The sequence below is a fragment of the Flexivirga sp. G2 genome (assembly GCF_055397625.1).
Map to the genome: position 1 here is coordinate 1,627,345 of NZ_AP039675.1, position 18,937 is coordinate 1,646,281.

10 protein-coding genes are annotated in these 18,937 nt (G+C 66.6%); 2 read left to right on the plus strand and 8 right to left on the minus strand.

Going from position 1 to position 18,937, the window contains the following annotated elements; translation table 11 throughout:
- Nucleotide 1 precedes the first annotated feature (1 nt).
- The 3 genes from drmA to drmD are packed head-to-tail and all read right to left on the minus strand — an operon-like array spanning nucleotide 2 to nucleotide 10,988.
- A complete protein-coding gene (drmA, locus tag ACZ50J_RS07830; RefSeq protein WP_464300705.1) occupies nucleotides 2–3,757 on the minus strand; it encodes a DISARM system helicase DrmA in 3,756 nt (1,251 codons plus the stop codon).
- Complete coding sequence (locus tag ACZ50J_RS07835; protein WP_464300706.1) at nucleotides 3,754–7,812, minus strand: Eco57I restriction-modification methylase domain-containing protein; 4,059 nt, start codon at nucleotides 7,810–7,812, stop codon at nucleotides 3,754–3,756. The genes drmA and ACZ50J_RS07835 overlap by 4 nt, the downstream gene beginning before the upstream one ends.
- Entirely contained in the window at nucleotides 7,809–10,988 is a 3,180-nt protein-coding gene (gene drmD, locus ACZ50J_RS07840) for a DISARM system SNF2-like helicase DrmD (protein WP_464300707.1), read from the minus strand. The genes ACZ50J_RS07835 and drmD overlap by 4 nt, the downstream gene beginning before the upstream one ends.
- 145 nt (nucleotides 10,989–11,133) lie before the next feature.
- On the opposite strand from drmD, the gene ACZ50J_RS07845 reads away from it, so the two are divergent.
- Both ACZ50J_RS07845 and ACZ50J_RS07850 read left to right on the plus strand, forming a co-directional pair.
- Nucleotides 11,134–12,231 (plus strand): ImmA/IrrE family metallo-endopeptidase, encoded by a 1,098-nt coding sequence (locus ACZ50J_RS07845; protein ID WP_464300708.1) that lies wholly within the window; start codon nucleotides 11,134–11,136, stop codon nucleotides 12,229–12,231.
- 3 nt (nucleotides 12,232–12,234) lie between these two features.
- Complete coding sequence (locus ACZ50J_RS07850; RefSeq protein WP_464300709.1) at nucleotides 12,235–12,765, plus strand: hypothetical protein; 531 nt, start codon at nucleotides 12,235–12,237, stop codon at nucleotides 12,763–12,765.
- Nucleotides 12,766–12,770: 5 nt separating this feature from the next.
- Here the strand turns inward: ACZ50J_RS07850 and ACZ50J_RS07855 are convergent, their stop codons facing one another.
- From ACZ50J_RS07855 to ACZ50J_RS07875, 5 genes are all read right to left on the minus strand, one after another.
- Nucleotides 12,771–13,745: a GTP pyrophosphokinase gene (locus ACZ50J_RS07855; RefSeq protein ID WP_464300710.1), complete on the minus strand. Its 975-nt coding sequence runs from the start codon at nucleotides 13,743–13,745 to the stop codon at nucleotides 12,771–12,773.
- A 296-nt stretch (nucleotides 13,746–14,041) separates the two neighbouring features.
- Nucleotides 14,042–15,691: a carboxylesterase/lipase family protein gene (locus ACZ50J_RS07860; protein WP_464300711.1), complete on the minus strand. Its 1,650-nt coding sequence runs from the start codon at nucleotides 15,689–15,691 to the stop codon at nucleotides 14,042–14,044.
- A gap of 323 nt (nucleotides 15,692–16,014) precedes the next feature.
- Entirely contained in the window at nucleotides 16,015–16,416 is a 402-nt protein-coding gene (locus ACZ50J_RS07865; protein WP_464300712.1) for a VOC family protein, read from the minus strand.
- 369 nt (nucleotides 16,417–16,785) lie between these two features.
- Nucleotides 16,786–18,267, minus strand: coding sequence for an aminopeptidase P family protein (locus ACZ50J_RS07870; RefSeq protein WP_464300713.1), 1,482 nt, complete (start codon nucleotides 18,265–18,267; stop codon nucleotides 16,786–16,788).
- Between the two features lie 31 nt (nucleotides 18,268–18,298).
- On the minus strand, nucleotides 18,299–18,928 hold the full coding sequence (locus ACZ50J_RS07875; protein WP_464300714.1) for a maleylpyruvate isomerase N-terminal domain-containing protein: 630 nt from the start codon (nucleotides 18,926–18,928) through the stop codon (nucleotides 18,299–18,301).
- Nucleotides 18,929–18,937: the final 9 nt, after the last annotated feature.

Consider the following 18,937-nt stretch of genomic DNA (forward strand, 5'->3'; position numbering starts at 1 on the left):
ACTACCCCCGCCCCTTCCAAGTAGGTGCACTGACCGGCTCGTCATAGATGAGGTATTCCTCTTTCGGACTCACCAGGATGTTGATCTCGGGCTGCACCTCACGCATTGAGTTCGCGACCACAAAGGGTGCACCGTCCGCTGCGCTGCGTCGTGACCGGACGCTCTCTGCGCTGCGGATCAGTGGCTCCCACGTCCCGCTCTTGGAGTTGAACGCCCGCTCGTAGGAGAGATTTGCCTTGCCCAGCAACGAAGTTCGCCGCTTCTCCCAGAGCCCGAGTCGTGAGGCGAGCCGTTCACTGGCGTGCTCGGCGGCACCGACCGACGAGTCGCCCGCGAGCCGGATCCGTTCCACCAGCCGATCGATCAGCTCTTCCAGGAAAGCCCGCTGGTCCTTGACGCGTCCGGCCTGTCTCTCCGGCGAGAGTCCGTCGGTGCGTAGCGGTGCCGCGAGCACACGTGCGGCGCTGACGAGCAAGCCGTCGAGCCCGCGCTCCATGGACGTCACCGAGAAGGGTGTGACCGACAGCGGCTCGACTTGCGCATAGAACGTCTCGTGGTAGTGCCGGAACGATTCGTAGTGCGCGAGGTCACGTGGCCGCGCCCAGTTGCCAATGGTGACAACGAGTCCAGGTCGATCGGCATCGCGGCCGACCCGCGATGACGCTTGGATGTATTCGGCCGTGCTTTTCGGTTGACCCACCATCAGCATCAGGCCGAGCCGGCTCACGTCGACGCCGACCTGCAACATCGACGTCGCCAGCACGGCGTCGAATGGCCGCACCGGTCGGCGAGGGATGGCGTCACTGTGCTCCGCCTTGAGCGCCGCATAGCCGACTGCTGTGTCGTAGCGGGCGTCGAAGCGCACCTTCAGGCCGGCAAGATTGGCGCGTATGTCGTCGCTCGACTTGCGACCAGTCAGCTCTGCTCGATGCAGGCCGTCGGGGCTGCGGCCGTAGCGGCGGGTCAGGTTGGTGCCCGGGAGTCCCTTGGCCAGCGCGTTCTGCACGTCGTCGTGCAGGTAACGCGTCATGCCGGCCAGTTCACGCGTCGAGTTGAAGTAGCCGACAAGCGTCATGTATGGATCCGCAGCATTCCCAGCGCGTTCCAGCAACTCCTGGGCGCCGGCCATCAGCACTTCGGCGACCCGGATCTCCGCGCGAGTGAGGCGCACCCCGGTGGTGCTCACACCGACGTATCGACGGCCCGGAGACTTCGGGCTGATCGGCTCCTCCTTGGCGAAGAAGCTGTTGGCGACGTCGAGCGCGGGCGGCGGGAACATCGTGACCCCACGCCCGTAGAGGCCGCGCACCTGATCCTGGGCGTTGCGCACGGTCGCGGACGAGGCCACGATCAGCGGTCGCACCCGCTCGCCGGAGGCATCTCGCCAGGTGCACAGCACATCGATGGCGACCTCGAAAAGGCCCACCGTCGTGCCCAGTGCCCCGGTGATCAGGTGCAACTCGTCTTGGATGATCAGGTCCGGCGGTCGCAGCCGTGCGACCGGACGCCGTGCTGCTGCGGTATACCCACCCCGGGCCGGATGCTTGCTGCCGTCCTGGATGTCACAGTGCGGGTAGTCCGGATGCACATACCCGTGCCGGTCGCACCGCTGCGAGACGTAGCCGAAGAGCGACGCCGCCTCGCCCTCGCGCGCGAGCCGGGCGAACTTGTCGACGGTGGCGATGATGAACGCCGGCGCCAGTCGATAGATCTCCTCATCGACGGTCAGCATCGGCAAGCCGTCCTTGATCTGCGCGCCTTCGGAGAAGGGGCAGTCGCCGAGCTCGTCGCTGCACCGGATCCGCACTCGGCGCTCGGTGTCGTCGATCCGGATCGATGCTGGATTGATCTTGGTGCCACACCACGGGCAGCGCTCGACCTGCAGCAAGGTCAGCCGGTGGCCGCCACCCTTGCGGCTGTTGAATTTCTCCAGCTCGCGATTCGCTTCGTCGACCCGCTTGGGTGACACGTTGGTGCCCACCCAGAGGCCGATCCGGAAGGGCTCGGTACCCCACACCTCCGGGTGCTGGGCACGTTGCAGCTCGGCCGCGCACACGAGCGCAGAGGCCCGCTCGAACTGCTGAGAGGTCAGCAACCGCAGCGTGTAGCGCATCAGCACGGCAACCCCGGACCCGCCGTCGAGCGGGCCGTCCGGTGTCTCGACGACACCCTGCAGCCGGCGGATCGCGAAGGTGAAGGCCGCGAGTCCGAGGTATGCCTCGGTCTTGCCACCACCGGTCGGGAAGAAGAGCAGCTCGACGTTGGCGGCGTCGCTGGACCGCCGCGCGGTCGCTGGGTCGCAGAGCGCCTGCAGCTGCATGAGCACGAAGGCGAGCTGGAAAGTGCGCCACGAGTGCGGGGGTGGCTTCGCCGGGTCGTCCCGTTGCTGGTCTTCGATCTGCCGGACCGCCGCGGCCAGGCTGAGCTCGGGATGCTCGGCCCGCAGGTCCGCGACTTGGGTGTGCACGCGCTGGTCAGCCATCACCGTGTTCATGAAGTGGAAGCACTGCAACGCGGTTTGGTCGCCGACCAGGAAGCTGAGCCCGTCTTCCAACTGCTTGCAGACCTGCTGCGCTTCATCGACCAGCTCGAGGCCGTCGGCGCGCAGGTGCTCGGGCAACTCCTTGGCGTCGGTCTGCCGTCTGCCGAGCCATTCACTGTATGCCGCCACGATCGGCCGCAGCCCCTGCTCTATCTCGTCGGCGCTCGCGGTTGCGAGCACCCGCATGTCGAGCTCGGCGCCCTCGACTTCTACGGCTCGCACTTGCGGGATCTCGGTCTGCGGCAGCCAAGTGGTGCGCACTTGGGTCGCCCGCCGGGCACCAGGCGCGACCGTCCACTCCGCGGAACACGTTCTGCCAATGGCAAACTCGAGCCGATCTTGATATTGCAGGCGCAGCCGTCGAACTTCCGGATCGGGCTCCCACCGGGTGTCGGTGCGCGCGTCGACGACAGGAAGGAAGGCAGCCGTGCCGTCGGCCTCCACGTAGAGCTGGGTCTGGAAGAGCCAGGCGTTGACCGGGATCTTGCGCGGGGTGATCAGGTCGTTGCACAACGCGAGCTCGACGATGCGACGGTTGTCATCGAGGGAGGTGTCGACGCGCAGCAGCACGTCGCCTTGCAGCGGGTAGGCCTTGGTGTCACCCGGTGCCAGGTCAGTGGAGCGAATGGTGACCCGGTGACTGACCGGAGTGCGGGCAAACGCCCGGATCTCGCGACCCGTGGCGGTGACTTCACCGGTGCGGGTGCCGTTGTATTCACCCCACTCGACGATGACGGTGAACTCGTCGAGGTCGGCGGGCACCTGGAAGCGCAACCCCATCGAGGCCGGGATCATGAGGCCGCGCTTGACGCCTTCGTCGTCGCGGTCGCCGCCGGTGTCCTCGTCGGCATCGATGGCGCTGTCGTCGCCGGAAACCTGTGGCACGCCACGGCTTTCGCGTGCGTCCAGGTCGTCGCCCAGCTCGGCTGCGCCGGCATCCTCGTTTTCGGCGCGGCCATCGCTGGTCTCGGAGCTGATGGGTTCCTTCGAGTCTTCCAGCTTCATCGGCGCGATGCGGCCGAGCAGATAGCGGGAGTCCGGCGGCACCGAGATCACTTCGGTGTCGCCATCGCTCGGCCCGAGCAACTCGCGGCGCAGGATGTCGGTGAGGTTCTCGCGCACGGCGGAGGACGTGCCGTCGAGCGGAGTCGTCAGCTCGTAGGGCGCGCGTCCTCGTGCGAGCCCGGTGGGCGCTGATCCATTGCTGTTGCTCATGATTCATCCCCTGACTCGTCATCGTCTGCGGCCGCTAGTTCACCGTTCTGCAGCGCCGCGCGGCGGTGGTTCTCTTCCAGCAGCCGGTCCAGGATCTCCACCCGCGCGGTGGGGGAGACAGTCCAGCGGCGCATTTGCCGGTAGGTGTGGAAGCCGTGCTCGAGCGGCACGTCGTCCCAGCCGTAGGCCGCCATCACTGCCTCGTCCAGGCCGACGTGGATTTCCCGGATTCGGGCCACGTCCTTGTCGCTCGCATCGGTGATGTCCGGGTCGTTGACCAGGTTGTATAGCTTGGTGAGGCCTAGCTCGCGGCGCAGCATGATCTCGCGCCGCTCGTGATCGATGCGCTTGCCCCAGTCCGCCAAGGTGGCCATGCCAGGTGGACGGGGAAATGTGAGGAATCCGTCGCTTGGCGAGTAGTTCACGCTCGTCCCGAGCGAGGAGCCGTTCCTGGTGGCCCACATTTGGTGCATATTTGACGACAGTACCGATTGCACTGCGTACGAATCGGTCGCGAACACGCCGAGCTTATGACTAAATACCTGCGCGGAATTTACCCGCATTGGCATGACCGCATTGCTTACGAGGGCGATGACGAGCACCTCGTCGAGGTTGGCGATTGCTTTCCGGAGCGCCGGCCGAGCCCTCCAAAAGAGCCACCAGGGTGCTTCGCGGACGGCTTTCGACTTTTTCTGACGTTCTGGTCGAACGGTTGCCATCGCTCGCGCCCATGGGCGGGGGAATCTTTGGGCATCAGCCTCGGTGCGCGCTCCGAAGTCAATTACCCACCGCGATGGGGAGCAGTCGGCTCGCGAGTTGAGGTCTTCGCCATTTAGGTACGGAACAAGCACCTCCGAGTTGCGTGGGTCCTCGTCGATCCACTGAGTGGCCTCTTCGTCGTCGAGGATGAATCCCATCCCGAGGACTACGCAGCCCTGGAAAGCAATGTCGGCGTTCTCTATGAGGCGGCCGGGTTTGCCACCGACTCGTCCCTGCGGCTCGAGCAACGTCGAAATAGCGTGCACCGCAACATCATCAGCATGCCGCGGGACTTCCTCAGTGACTCGTCCGCGGGTGCCCCAGACAGCGGCGTACTCCAGGTTGGCGCTTTCGGCCGGCCAAGGTCTGCTCTGGATGGATCGCGTGATGGTGAGTCCGACCTCAACCAGCTGATCGAGTCCAACCTCGCGGGTGTCGCCTTGCGCGACGGTGCTGGTAGCGATCAGCCCGAGAGTCCCGCTCGGGGTGAGCAGGCCGCGCGCTCGCAGCAAGAAGTAGGCGACCAGGTCGGCGTTGCCCTTGGCGCCGTTGGCGATGATGTTGACGAACCAGTCGCGGACGTTGGGACCCATCGCGCCGCTCAGCTTCTTTCCGCCCAGGAAGGGTGGGTTGCCGATGACGGCGTCGAAACCGCCGCGTTGCATGACATCCGGCACGGCGAGCGGCCAGTGCAGTGGCTTCCACCTGTCGTAGTCCGTGGGCACCGTGGGTGTCAGGCCGGACTCGATGATGCTGTCCAGCATGGCCGGGTCGCCGTCGTCGCCGGAGGGATAGGCCTTGCCGGCGGCGACGCGCAGGTCTTCGTAGGCCTCGTTCAGCTTCTTGCCTGGCTTGCCGTGCTGCCGGAGGCCGGCGGCAATGACGCCGTCGGCCACGCGTCGCGCCTCTGCCAGCTCGCGGTCGTTGCGCGCCAGGGTGTTGTCCTTCGCCTTCGCGGAGCGATAGGGGTCGGTGTTGCTGACCTCGTCGGCGATTTCGCGCCGCCTCCGGCGCACTCGCTCGACGACGCGCGCGAGGTCCAGACGTTCGGCGAAGCCGGCGCCGCTAGCTGCGAAGAGTCCTTCGTCCGGTGCGGCGGCCGGGTCGATGTGCATGCGCTCGATCTGATCGAGGTCCATCACCCCGAGCAGCGAATTGCCGTGCAGCACCTTGTCATTGACGAACGAGAAGGGCAGATTGCGGTCTAGCGAGACCAGCCACAGCGACAGCTTGCACATCTCCACGGCCATGGCGTTGATGTCCGCGCCATACAGGCACTTGGCGACGACGGTCCGGATCGCATGGATCTCAGTCTCTTGCGGGGAGCCGTGGCGCTCACCGTCACGGTGCCAGGCCTCGATCAGCTTCTTCGCGAGGTATCGCGCTGCGGCGACCAGGAACGCACCGGACCCGCAGGCAATGTCGGCGACCCGCAGGTCGAGGATATCTTCCCAGGGGATCGGGACCCACTTGTCGCGGTCCGGCTCCTGGTGGGGGCCTGGGTTAAAGACCAGCGGCTCCAGGGCATGCTCGACGACCTCCTCGGCCAGCGACCTCGGTGTGTAGTGCGCGCCGGCATTCCGGCGGGATGGCGTCTCGGTGACCAGCAGCCCGCCTGGTTGCATGACCACCGGCAGGCCCTGCAGGTCGCGGCGGATCGCGCCGATCCACGGGCGCAGCCGATCACGCAGACCGGCATCCGGGGTCACGGCCAGCAAGGCTCGCTCGGCATCCTCGACCTCGTCGCGCGACCGCAAACTCTTGGTGAGTGAGGCAACCGTCGGTGGTTTGCTGCTCGGCTGATTTTCCTTGACCCAGGCCAGGATCCGGCTCGCCAGCTTCCCATCGTCGGCCGAGTCGGCGGCAAACCCCTCCAAGGTGGCCAGCGCGATCTCCGGCTCTTCGCCGTCCTTGCCGATCAGGCCGACGAAGGCCTCTTTGACGTAGCGGCAGGTGTAGCCGAGTAGACCCTCGTAGATGTAGCCGATCTGCTCGACGTCGACGTCGCGGAACGAGATGCGCCGGGCCTCCTGGCCGCGGGGCTGGGCGATCTGCACGGCGCGCAGCACCTGCAGCATCACTCGGTCGTTCACGGTCAGCGCGAGGGTGCCGCGCTCGGTGGTGGCGGTCAGGAACGGGAAGCGCTCGGGTGCGAAGAGCGATCCGCCATACGACGGCAGCCGCATGTCCTCGAAGGTCGCGCCGTCATAGAGCGCCTGCGAGGTGGCGAGCAGGCGATGCCAGATGAGCGAAGTGCTCGCCATCGACTCCTCGCCCTCGTCGCGCGCGCGGCCGTCCAGCTTGTCGAGTGCGCCGGCCAGGCCATAGCCGGCCTCGAAGAGGTCGCCCTGTGGGAGCAATCCGCGCTCCTGCGCGAAGAGCAAGAAGACAACGCGCATCAGCACGGTCACCGCGGCGTCATAGATGACCTCACCGTCATCGGGCAGCGTCTGCTCGTCGCCGCTGAGGGCGGTCTCACCGAAGGCGCTGATGAGCAGCTCGACGGCGCGCCGCACCTGGACGCCCAGCGCCTCGGTGATCTGCTCGGCAGCCAGCACCGACTCCGCGAAAAGCTGTGGCAGGCGGTCGTTTTCGTCACCGCCAACGAGGCGACGACGCGAGAGCAACGCGGCGAAGGCGTCGCGGGTCTCTGGCTCCTCGATCCAGGTCTGCGAGTCGACAATGCCGGAGGCGGTCATCGTGTCGGCGGCGGAGCTGACGATCGCCCACCACCGGCCATCCGTGACGACGCCCAGCGTCGTGGGACAACCCGGCGCGCGCAGCATGGCGTCCATCCGGTCGATCGCGCTTGCTGACCAGCCATCGTCGAGCATCGATCGCAACGAGTCGACCGGATCGATGACCCAGACGAGAGCGGCGACGGTGTCATCGCGCACCACCGCGCCGGTGGGGGAGAGGCTCACTCGCCGGTCGGTGGGGGAGTGGACGGTCGTGGTCTCGATCACGGCCGGCACCTCGGCAGCCGTGCGGAGCAGGTCGCCCCAGCCGAAGATCTCGCGTCCCACGGTCTCGACCCACCGGTCGCGGGCGGGTGTGAAACGTTCGACCGCGCGGTCGCTATCGCGCCGACGGTCTCGGTCCCAGGCGTCCCAGGCCCGGTCGAAGTCGGGTTTGGCAGCCGCCAGAGTCGCTCGGCGATCGCCCGCGAGGGGCGGAATGCCTTGCGGCCACACTCTCTTCAATGCCGGCACCGCGATGAACGGTCCATCGGTGTCGACCAGGTCGAGCCACTGCTGGTGCTTCTCCGCGACGGTGGGCGGACGGTTCGTAGTCATCGTGCCTCACCCGCCCAAGCCTCGGCGTCGGCCGGAGTGACGGCGAAGACCAGCGCGGCGGTCGACACGAATGGCCGCACGTCGTCATACCGCGCACGCAACGACTCGACCTCGCGAGCTTCTTCGTCGGCCAGCGACGCGAGGCGCTGCTCCATGGCCGCGATGTCGCGCTGCCGCTGGCGCTGCTGGTCGTCCGGCAGCAGCATGGCGTCCTGCTCCTCCTGCGCGCGGCGCACCATGGCAAGCGAGTCCTGCAGATTGCGCCGGAAGGCGGCGAAGATGCGTTCGGCCCGCTCGATATCGTCGTCGCGCCTGGTCTCGAGACTCGCTGCCACTGATGTCTGCTGGCGCTCCGCCCGGCGCTCGACGGCGGCCTGGAGCCGGCCTCGCAATCGCGAGTCGTTGGCTTCCCACTCGCGGCGGACGTGCGATCGGATCGCTTCGGGGGCGAGCTTCAGGTCCGGCGAGTCGAGGGCGTGGTCGAGGATAGCGTGTGCCTTGGCTTCGGCCAGATCGTGGCCCTTGAAGCGAACGCCGGTGATGAAGACCTCCTCGTGCAGCCGGAGGCCGCCACGACCGACGAGCACCAGCCGGGCGACGGCCGCGACACAGGAGTCGGCGAGCTCCGGGACGACGACCGTCGTCACCCGGTGCACCTGGGAGTCCGACCCCCACAGCGAGCCGCGCAGGATGCGTGCCGACTTCTGCATCAGCGGGTGTCCGAGATGGACATAGACGAGGTCGCTGCGGCCGCGAGCGTCGTTCTGGTCGAAGGTGATCGGCCTGAATTGTCCAGGTGCGAGCCGGGTGTCGAGACCGCGCAGCGCGGACTGCCACAGCTTGCCCAACGCCGGCACCTGATAGACCGGGGAGTCAGCGCGCTCGTCGCCTTCCTCGCGCAGCAACGGCTGCGCCGACAACGCCAATGCGGTGTCGATGACCCGACGCGCGTTGAAGGGTGTCAGGTGCATCTGGTCCTTGGTCGCGACGAAGTTGTCGCGCAGCCTGGTGAGTTGCTGGTTGAGCTCGCGGCTTGCCGCGGTCGCTTGGTTGAGCTCGCTCTCCTCGGCCTCGTTGCGCGGGCGCGGTCGGCGCCTTGGCGTGTTCGGCAGGAACCGCGCCTGAATATCGTCGTCCACGATGGCGTTCGCCGACCCCAGGTCGCGGGTGGTCTGGCCGTGCTTCTCGGCGATCGCCTTGAGGAACTCGAGATCGGCGGCATACAAGCTCGCCTGGTTGTCCGGCGCGAAGTAGTAGACCGTGGGCGTCTCCCGCTGGCCGTAGCGATCGATGCGGCCAATGCGCTGCTCCAGGCGGGAGGGGTCGAAGGGCACGTCGAAGTTGACCAGCAGATGGCAGTGGTCCTGCAGGTCGATGCCCTCACCGGCGGCATCGGTCGCAAGCAGCACTCGGATCGGGTCGCTGACGGGGTGCTCGGCGAAGCGGGCCCTGATGATTTCGCGTTCCTCGGTCGGGGTCGAGCCCTGGATGACTTCGAGCACGTCGCCATACCCATGGCTGCTGAGCACACGGCTGATCCACGCGAGGGTGTCGGCGTATTCGGTGAATATGACCACACGGTTGTGGTTCCACTGACCGTCCGGGCGGCAGGTGGCGTCGAGGTAGGTGATCAGGCGGTCGAGGCGTGAATTCGGCTTGTATTCATAGCCATTGCCCCACTCGACAAGGCGCTGGATCTCCGCACGGGATGCACTGGACAGCGCATCGGGCGTCTTGCTCTGGCGGAGCGCGACGAACTCGGGCTGCTCGAAAAGGCCCTCCTCCTCGTCGCTCTGGTCGCGGCCTAGCACTTCGACGTAGGCGTCATCCTCGAACTCGTAGTCCGCACCGCTCCCGGTGGCGTCTAGGTAGCCGGACAGCGTGCGGGCGAATGCCCACGGGCTGGACAGGAACCGCTTCTTCAGCAGAAGACCGACGATATCCAGGGATCGTGACCCCCGCTTGGCGACGGCTGAGTTGGCGAGCAGCTCCGCGAGTTTGTCGAACTCTTCCTCTTCGTCCTGGGCCGGCGTGAACGGCAGACTGCGGATCTCACGCGGCAGGAAGTCCTTGTCCGTGATAGCTGTCTTCAGGCGCCGAACGGTGACGTCCCGCAGAGCGCCGGAGTCGATGGTCGCACCACGGCTGAACCGCCGGTTATCGATCATCTCCAGCAGCGCGGTGAACGACTCGGTGTAGCCGTTGTGGGGAGTGGCCGACAGGAAGAGCCGGTGCTCGCAGCGCTCGGCAAGGGCGCGCGTCGCGATGGTGCGCTGGCTGTCGAGGGCATACCCGCGACCGCCACCGAGCGCGCTCGGGCTGGACGGCGCGACGTGATGGGCCTCGTCGACGACCAGGATGTCGAATGCGTATTGCCGGGCAGAGTTTGTCTTGCCGACATCTGCGAGCACGCCCCGCAACAGACGCTGGGCGCGGACGCCGGGCAGCCATGCCATACTCACGATGACCCGGGGGAAGAGGAGCAAGGGGTTCGCAGCCAAGCCGTGCGAGCGCCGGACCTGGCTCAGCAGCTCGCTATTGACGATCACGAACTCCAGGCCGAACTTCTCGCGCATCTCGTCCTGCCACTTCAGCGCGAGGCTCGGCGGGCAGACAATGATCACGCGACGCGCGCGATGTCGCAGCAACAGCTCCTCGATCACCAGCCCGGCCTCGATGGTCTTGCCGAGACCGACGTCGTCGGCGAGCAAGAGATTCGTGCGCGGGGACTCGAGAGCGCGACGCAGCGGCTCGAGCTGGTAGGGCTCGACGTTCGCGCCGCTGCGGAACGGCGCCTGGTATGCCGAGGGGTCGGCAGACGTGACCGCGCCCCAGCGGACGGCATCGATGAACGCACCGAGCACGTTGGGGTCATCGAAACCATCGTCGGAGATCGCCGTCGGCAGGCCTTGGTCGGGCAGGACGGTCTGGCCGACTTCGAGCTCCCACACGACCGATAGTTCTTCGCCGAGGCGGTCTTCTTGGAGAGACTGCAGGCTGACCTCGTGCTGCTCGCCGGCGCGGCCTTCATCCGCCGGGCTGCGCGAAATGCCTTGTGTGCGAACGTCGGAGACCGCCCAGGTCGCGCCGCGCACCTCGACAATCTGGCCCGGCTCAGGTAGCTCTGGAACGCCGCGACGTCGCTGGTCTGTGGCAGTGTGAACGACGCTGTTCATAACGCGAACTACCTCCCCTGGGGCTGACGATGCAATCAAATCACTTGGGCCACGCGGTCTGGCACCTACTGCCTGGCCGATGCGTGCCGGAGATCACTATGACGCAAAATTGCGATAATCGCAACTCGATGTCAAGATCAATCGTATGAACAGCACGCAGACCATGAACGACCGAGTGCGCGACGTCATCACTGGTTCAGGGATGCAGCAAGGCGCATTCGCCCAGTCGATCGGGCTCGACGCATCGAAGCTGTCGAAGTCACTCGCCGGCAGCAGGCGATTCTCGTCACTGGACCTAGCTCGCATCGCGGACGTCGGCAAGGTAACTGTCGACTGGCTGTTGACCGGTGAGGAGCTCGCCATCGCGACGGCGGCTCGTCGAGCCGCAGGCTCATCAAGTGGCGATGCTATGGCGCGAGCGATGCGGTTGACCGAGTTGCGTGGAGTGGCTGCCGACCTTGGCCGCCCTCTTCCCGACAGTCCGGCGATTGCTGTCGGCACCCAGCGGTCGACTCGAAGCGCTGGTCTGCGACTCGCCGACGAGGCTCTCCGGTTGGTCGGTGACCCACAGCTGGTCTTGAGCGAGGAACTGCCGGACCTCCTGGAGTCACGTTTCGCCGTCGACGTCGCAATCGTGGACCTGGGAGGCGGATTCGACGGCCTTGCAGTCCAAACACCGCAGTCGCGGCTCGTGCTGGCTGCGCCGACGTCGGTGCCGGCTCGCCAGCGATTCACGCTTGCGCACGAGCTAGGTCATCTGTTGGCCGGACACGATCAGGATGTCCACCTGGACAAAGACATCTTCGCGCCAGTTGGCGCTGATGCCACGGAAGTGCAGGCCAACGCATTTGCCGCGAGTTTCCTCATGCCGGAGGTTCTACTGCGTGCTCGAGTGAAACGTGGTTTTGATGACCGCCAGTTCGCAGAACTGGCAATGGATTTTGAAGTATCGCCGCGAGCGCTCGCCATACGGCTGACGCAGTTGAAGCTGATCGACAAGATGGCGGAGGCGGCGTTCGGTGCGTTGAGTGGACGTCGTGCAGCGCAGCTCACCGGCCGCGAGGAAGGGCTCCAGCGATCCATAGTGACGAGCACGACACCGCGGCCTTCGCGGAGGCTTGCGAGCGATCTGTTTGCGGCATACGAGGGCGGTTTGACGACCCTGCGTCCGGTCGCGGCCGTGCTCGGTGTCGATCCGGTGAAGCTGCGCGATGACCTTGAAGCGGAGAGGCAGGGGAACTGACGAGTGGCCTCGGCGGTATTCCCGGACAACACGGTGCTTATCAACTTCGCGTGCATTGACGAGCTCGGACTTCTTGAGGGTTGGTTGCGCGGTCGCGGACGGTGGACTGCAGCAGTCCACTTCGAGGCGACTCGGTCAGCGAGCTATTACCCACCACTGAACGCTGCGATAGCGGGAAGCTGGCTCGGTGAGCCCATCGAGGTCCCCGACGAAGGTCAAGTGGATCGCATCAGGCGGAACGTCTTCGGCGGCACGGCGGCTGAGCCGCTCAGGCATCTCGGGGAGGCCGAAACATGTCACCTGCTGATGACGGACTCGCAGTGGCACGAGGCGTGGTGGGTGAGCGATGACCGCGACGCGCTCGAATATGCGCGTCGGCAGAGCATTCTCACGCGCGAGACTCGCGACATCGTGGCCGAGCTTGTTGCGGATGGCGACCTGTCGGCGATATCCGGGTTCGACTTGTTGCGCCGGATGGCCGCTGAGGGTCGAGGACTTCGACTCCCTAGCGGCCCGGGCGACCTGCTGAGCTGAACTGCTCAGACCTTGCCTTGCTCGTCGGCGTTGGCGTCGATGAGTTTCGTTGGAGCGTAGTAGAGTCCGCGATCGTCCTCCTCGACGATAACGTTCAGCAGATCATCCACCTCTACGTAATCGTTCACGTTGATCATGTTCTTCTCGCCTACCAGCTCGCGGACGTCACGGGCGCGGATCAGGCCCTGCTGCCCGGCCCCGTCGACAGCAAGGGCGTACGTCTCGCAGGTCTTTCGGACGCGGACTTCAACGGTCTCGTCATGGGCGTCGTTCTCATCGGTCGAGGTCTCCGGCACGGCGCCGGCTGCAAGGTCCTTCTCGGCGGAATCGAGATCCCGGGCAAGGTCGTCAGCGAGCGCGTCCACCCCGGCGAGCAACGAGGCCATGGCTCGGGCGACGGATGTGTGAAACGCCTGGGGCTTGCGCGCCGTCCCCGGTTTGTACATGTCCTCATGGGTCAGCTCGCCCCACGCATCCTGAAGGAGAGTCTTGATCTGCACCTCGACGAGGACCGAGTCCTCACCTCGCACCGGAACCTCCAGAACGACGTGACACGCGCGATATCCGGACTCCTTCGGATCGACCTGATAGTCGTCCTGGTCACTGACCGCAAGATCCTCAAGTCGCTCCTCATCCCGGAGCGCATCAAAAATGATGCGCTGGTCGCGTGTCGATTTGCAGATCACCTTGACACCGACAAGGTCGGTCAGTGCGTCCTCAACGTCCGATACCGACGAGATGACCTGCGGCTTCTTGGCACCCTTGCGACGGAGTTTGTCCAGTGCGCGCCTTCGATCCTTGATGCGCGAGCCGCCGACGGCCAGCCGTGTCTTATCGTGCTCGCCTGCTAAGAGGTCATCGCACTGCGTCCCGAGCCAGTTGACGATGTCGGTCTCTGCAGACTTCCAGGCGCGCTCGCGTTGTTCATACGCGCGTTCCACCAAGATTGAAATGTCGTCGTGCTTCCCTGATGCGGCCATGCCACTCACCCCGTGTCCCTTGTGAACCGCTCGCAACATGCGTATCACGTCCGGAGGTATGGATGGTCCCTCTGGCGCGACGGACCGCGAATGCGCGGGTGATGAGTCACTGAGATCTGTGGCGGGCAAGCTCTGGGAGACCGAAGTTGAACCTTCGTCGAGACCGTCCCCGTTTGCCTCCTATGCGCTTGCGGCGTTGCGGCGGCGATCTCGACGCGGCCTCCTGCCTCGCCCCTTCTTCGCCGCCGCGAGAGGCGCCTTCCCGGCTTGCATCCGAGAAGGCGCCCCTCGTGAGGTCAGTACTTCGTGACCTTGTTCCAGAACGAGCAGTTGTGTTGTGCCGCAACGACATTGCTCGGGGTGGTGATGCTGGTGTCGCCGGGCTGCATGAACATCACCGGGTGCTGGCGAGTGCTGTAGCGCGGCCAGGACGGCGTGTGCGGGGACGTCGGGTTGCCGGTGTGCGCGAGGTGCGTCCACTGCAGGACCAGCTGGTGTTGCAGAGCAGCCTGGTTGGCGTCCAGCTTGGTCGTGTCGAAGTGCACCAGCGTGTTCGAGCCGCTGTGCTGGCCACCGAGTACGTCGGTCGTGTCCTCACCGGCAGGGTTGTCGGCATCGGCATTCAGGTCGGCCCAGACCGGCATGTACTTCGACGTCTTACCGGCCACCTGCAGCATCGGGCAGACCGAGGCCGAGTCGGCCATGATCGTCCGGTACGCCGTGTATGGCGACGCGAATCGGCTGATCGGGTAAAGGCTTTCGACCGTCGTCGCCAGTTTGCCGAACTGCTCCTTCACCAACGTGCGGTACTGCGCCGGTGTCTCGGCGACGACCAGGTGCGAGCCGAACGCGTTGGAGTAGACCCCACCGTTGAACTCGTCCCGCGCGACGTCGGTGATCAGATTGACCTTGTTGGACTGCCCGGTCGTCAGCGCCTTCACCGGTGACATGGTCAGCGTCGTGCCGTTGACGATCGGCCCGATGGTGCCGCCGCCGGTCGGGTCACCGACCTGCCCGCCCTCGGCGATCAGCTTCGCCGCCGGGATCTTGCGCAGGCACGCCGCCACGTTCTTCGCGTCGCCGCAGCCGACCTTGTCGGCATACTTCGCACCCGCCTGCTGCGCCTGCTTCTCGGTGAACAGCGTGGACTTGCAGTCGGCGGTCGACCACACGATGTTGTTCTGATAGTTGTAGAAACCGCTCACGCTGACGGCGTTCTGGAAGAGACCCTTCGCGGTCGGCGAGGCGACCTGCGCGCAGGTGCTCGCGCCACCGGCGGACTCGCCGAATACGGTGACATTGCTGGGATCCCCGCCGAACTGGGTGATGTTCTTCTTCACCCAACGCAGCCCGGCCTGCTGGTCCTGCAGCCCGTAGTCACCGGAGTGCGCACCGAGCGACTTGTCCGCCAGGAAGCCCAGGACACCGAGCCGGTAGTTCACATAGACATAGACGACCTTGCCGCCGTTGACGAGGTTCTCGCCCTGGTCGGTGCGGGCCTCACCGAGGAAGCCGCCGCCGTGGAACTCGTACATCACCGGCAGCTTCTCGCCCGGCTTCGTGCCGGCCGGGATCTGCACCTTGACGTTCAGGCAGTCCTCGCTGGTGTTCTCGTTGGTGAAGACGTTCGTGCAGCCGACGGGCTCGGTGGTCGCCTGCTTGACGCCGGTCCACGCCTTAGCCGGCTGTGGCGACTTCCAGCGCAACTTGCCGACCGGGGGAGCGGCATACGGGATGCTGCCGTATGTCGTCACCGAACCGCTCGTCAGGCCGCAGACCTTGCCCTTCGCGGTTGTGACCGTGGTGCCGGCGGAGCAGGCGGGCGCTGCGGCGCTGGTGTGTGTCGTCGCGGCATACGCGCTGCCGGCGAGCGTGAGCGCCAGGGCCAGGCTGCCAGCGGCAACCGAGGCGGTGACGGGGGAGGTGAAACGCGATCCAGAGTGCATCGAAACTCTCATTCCGCGCGGCTCCACGATTTGGTCTCGATATGCGGCTCGTCCCTCACCGCTACTCGACCCGCATGGGTCGCGAATTCCGTTGCGGCAGGCGTCGATTCGGCCGGGTCGTGGACCCGCGCACTAGTTGTTCGAATCGGGTCGGCGCTCCGTGAACGGCGCCGGCTCTGGGGGTGCATTCATAGAACACCTACGCGAGCGGCTACTGCACGGTAGGCCGAGCTGTGGTCGGTTTTGTCGGCAAGCGGTCGGTATGGCGCGCCGAATGGACTGCTGACCCGGCACCTCAAGCGCGGTCGCGGTAGCGGCGATGCCTATGCGTCGTCGGTGCGCTCGATATAGACCAGCCCATTGCCGTCGAGGTCGTCGAAGTGGAACATCGGCGGCATATCGCCCATGTGCAGCACCTTCTTGTTGTGCAGCTTCGCGCCGGCGCCGCGCAGGACACGGTGCGCGGTCTCCGCGTCGTCGGTCGTCATCCGCACGGCCAGCGGTATGTCGCTGCCCTTCGGCAACAGGACCAGCCCGATGGCGGAACCGGGTGGCGCAACCTCGATCATCCGCGCGCCCGGCCACGGCTCGCGGTCACCGCGCACCTCGAAGCCGAGCACGTCGACATAGAAGTCGCGCGCCCGGTCGAGGTCGGCCACGGCGAGCGAGAAGCTCACCAGGCCGGTGGTGCGGGCTGCCGATGGGGTGGTTGTCTCGTCGGACATGGTGGCTCCTCGAAGTGTGGGTGGTGCCCAGCCAACTCCGTCGGGCGCTCGGGCACAACGGGCGTGGTCTCGATACGCGCTTCCTCCGCTTCGCTCCCCTTCGAGACGTCCGTTCGTCCCTCGCGGACTCCTCAGGGCGCGGCTCCAGCGCTACTCGACCGACGTTCGGGGGTCTCGATACGCGCTTCCCCCGCTTCGCTCCCCTTCGAGACGTCCGCTCGTCCCCTTCGAGACGTCCGCTCGTCCCCCTTCGAGACGTCCGCTCGTCCCTCACGGACTCCTCAGGGCGCAGCGCACGGACTCCTCAGGGCGCAGCTCACGGACTCCTCAGGGCGCAGCTCACGGACTCCTCAGGGCGCAGCGCCAGCGCTACTTGACCGGCTTCCTCGGCTCGCGGGGGCCGGCGGCGCGCTGGTCGGCCAACCAGCGCTCGACGTCGTCGGCGCGGGTCGGCAGGTGCGCCGACAGCAGCCGGTAGCCGTCCGCGGTCACGACCAGGTCGTCCTCGATGCGCACGCCGATGCCGCGCAGCTCGGCCGGGACCAGCTCGTCGTGCGGCTGGAAATAGAGACCGGGTTCCATGGTCAGCGCGTAGTTCTCGCCGAGATTGCCGTCGGCATACGCCTTCGCGCTCGCACGCCCGCAGTCGTGCACGTCGAGCCCGAGCATGTGCCCGAAGCCGTGCAGTGTCCAGCGCCGGTAGGACATCGTCGCCGGGTTCATCGCCTCGTCGACGCTGCCCGGCAGCACGCCGAGATCGTGCAGGCCCTCGGCGAGCACTCGCATGCACGCCTCGCGGATGTCGTCGTACGCCGCCCCCGGCCGCACCAGTGCCAGGCCGGCATCGCGGGAGGTGTGCACGATCTCGTAGACCTCCCGCTGGACCGGGCTGAACTCGCCGGACACCGGCAGCACCCGGGTCACGTCCGCGGTGTAGCCCGTCGGTCCTTCGACGCCCATGTCCATCAGCAGCACGCCGCCCGGCTCCACCAGGCCCTCGTTGCGCGACCAGTGCAGCACGGTCGACCGCGGGCCGCCGCCGACCACGCTGGCGTAGCCAATTCCGTTGCCCTCCACTCGTGCTCGCCATCCGAAGACGCCTTCGAGCACCCGCTCGGGCACCGCGCGGTCGTCCGGCAGGCGCCGTGCGACGTCCTCGAACCCGCGCACCGTCGCGTCCACCGCGTGCTGCAACTGCGCGATCTCCCAGTCGTCCTTCGGCAGCCGCAGCTCGGAGAGCACCTGCGCCAGCCGCCGGTCCGCGTCCGTGTTGCTGCCCGCTTCGTCTCCACGCGGCAGCAGGGTGGTGTCGATCGTCTCGTCATACCCGCGCAGCACGCGGCGCACCCCACCGCTCGAACGCCTCACCGCGACCGGCAGCTCCGACAACGGACGCGTCTCGATGCCGAACAGCGCGGACTTCTCGGCGAGCGACCAGCCGCGGCCGTGCCAGATCTCGCCGTATGTCCGGTCCAGGTATGACGCCCCCGACGTGGCGTCATACCGCGGCCGTGCGTGCAACACCGCGTCGTGACCGGTCGCGGTCGGGTGCATGACCAACACCGAGTCCGGGTCCTCATCGCCGGCCAACCAGAGGAAGTCGCTGCCGCCACGGAACGCATAGGGCGAGCCGTAGGTGCGGTGCTGGATGCCGCCGGTCGGGATCACCAGCAGGTCGCCGGGGAACGCCTGGGACAGCCGTGCCCGACGTTCCGCGAGCAGAACGGCCTGCGGGGCGGGGGACAGGTCGACCGAGTCGTCCCGCCAGTGCGAGGTCAGGAAGTCCACGAACCCGTCCGGCATCGCCGGGTCGTGGCCACCGGCGGATTCGTCGCGTGCGTCGTTCAACATCGTTGCTCCTCAAGAAGATTCGGGTAGGCGCTCAGAAGGCGCTGATGGTGGCCGGCATACGCTCGCGACGGGTCAGTGCGCTGGTGACCGCGGCTTGGCCGCGTCGCTCGGCGGACAGTCGCACGAGCAGATGCGCCACCGGGTGGAAGAAGGCGGGCGGGAAGTCCGGCGTCGGGACGTCGATGCTGCGCGCGAGATCGTCAGTGTGCGTGACGATCTCGACGGCGCGGGTCAACAGGAAGTCCGACCGGTGCAGGCTCCAGCCCTGCCAGGGGATGGTCACGATGTAGTGGGCCGCGCCGCGCTCGAGAAGATTCGCGACGGCGTCCAGCGCCGACCGGGACCGCTCCCGCATGGCAACCGGACCCGCCGCCGCCTCCGCCTCGTCGGTCGACCGGTCCTGGGACGGGTCGTCCAGATCCGAGGCCGTCACCCAGGCCGCTCGCCGGTAGTGCTCGTCCGCCTCCGGGATCGGCTGCCCGGTCGCCGGTGTCGTCAGGATCTCCTCGGCCCGCACGAACTGGCGCCCGAGGTGACAGGCCAGCATCCCGACCGTCATCCGCTCCAGCACCGACGGCTCCTCCCACCGATCGCTGACCGTGTCGCGTTCCAGCAGGTCGAGGGCGATGCGGCCACCGGCCACGAACACCTCGTCGAACATCGTTTCTCC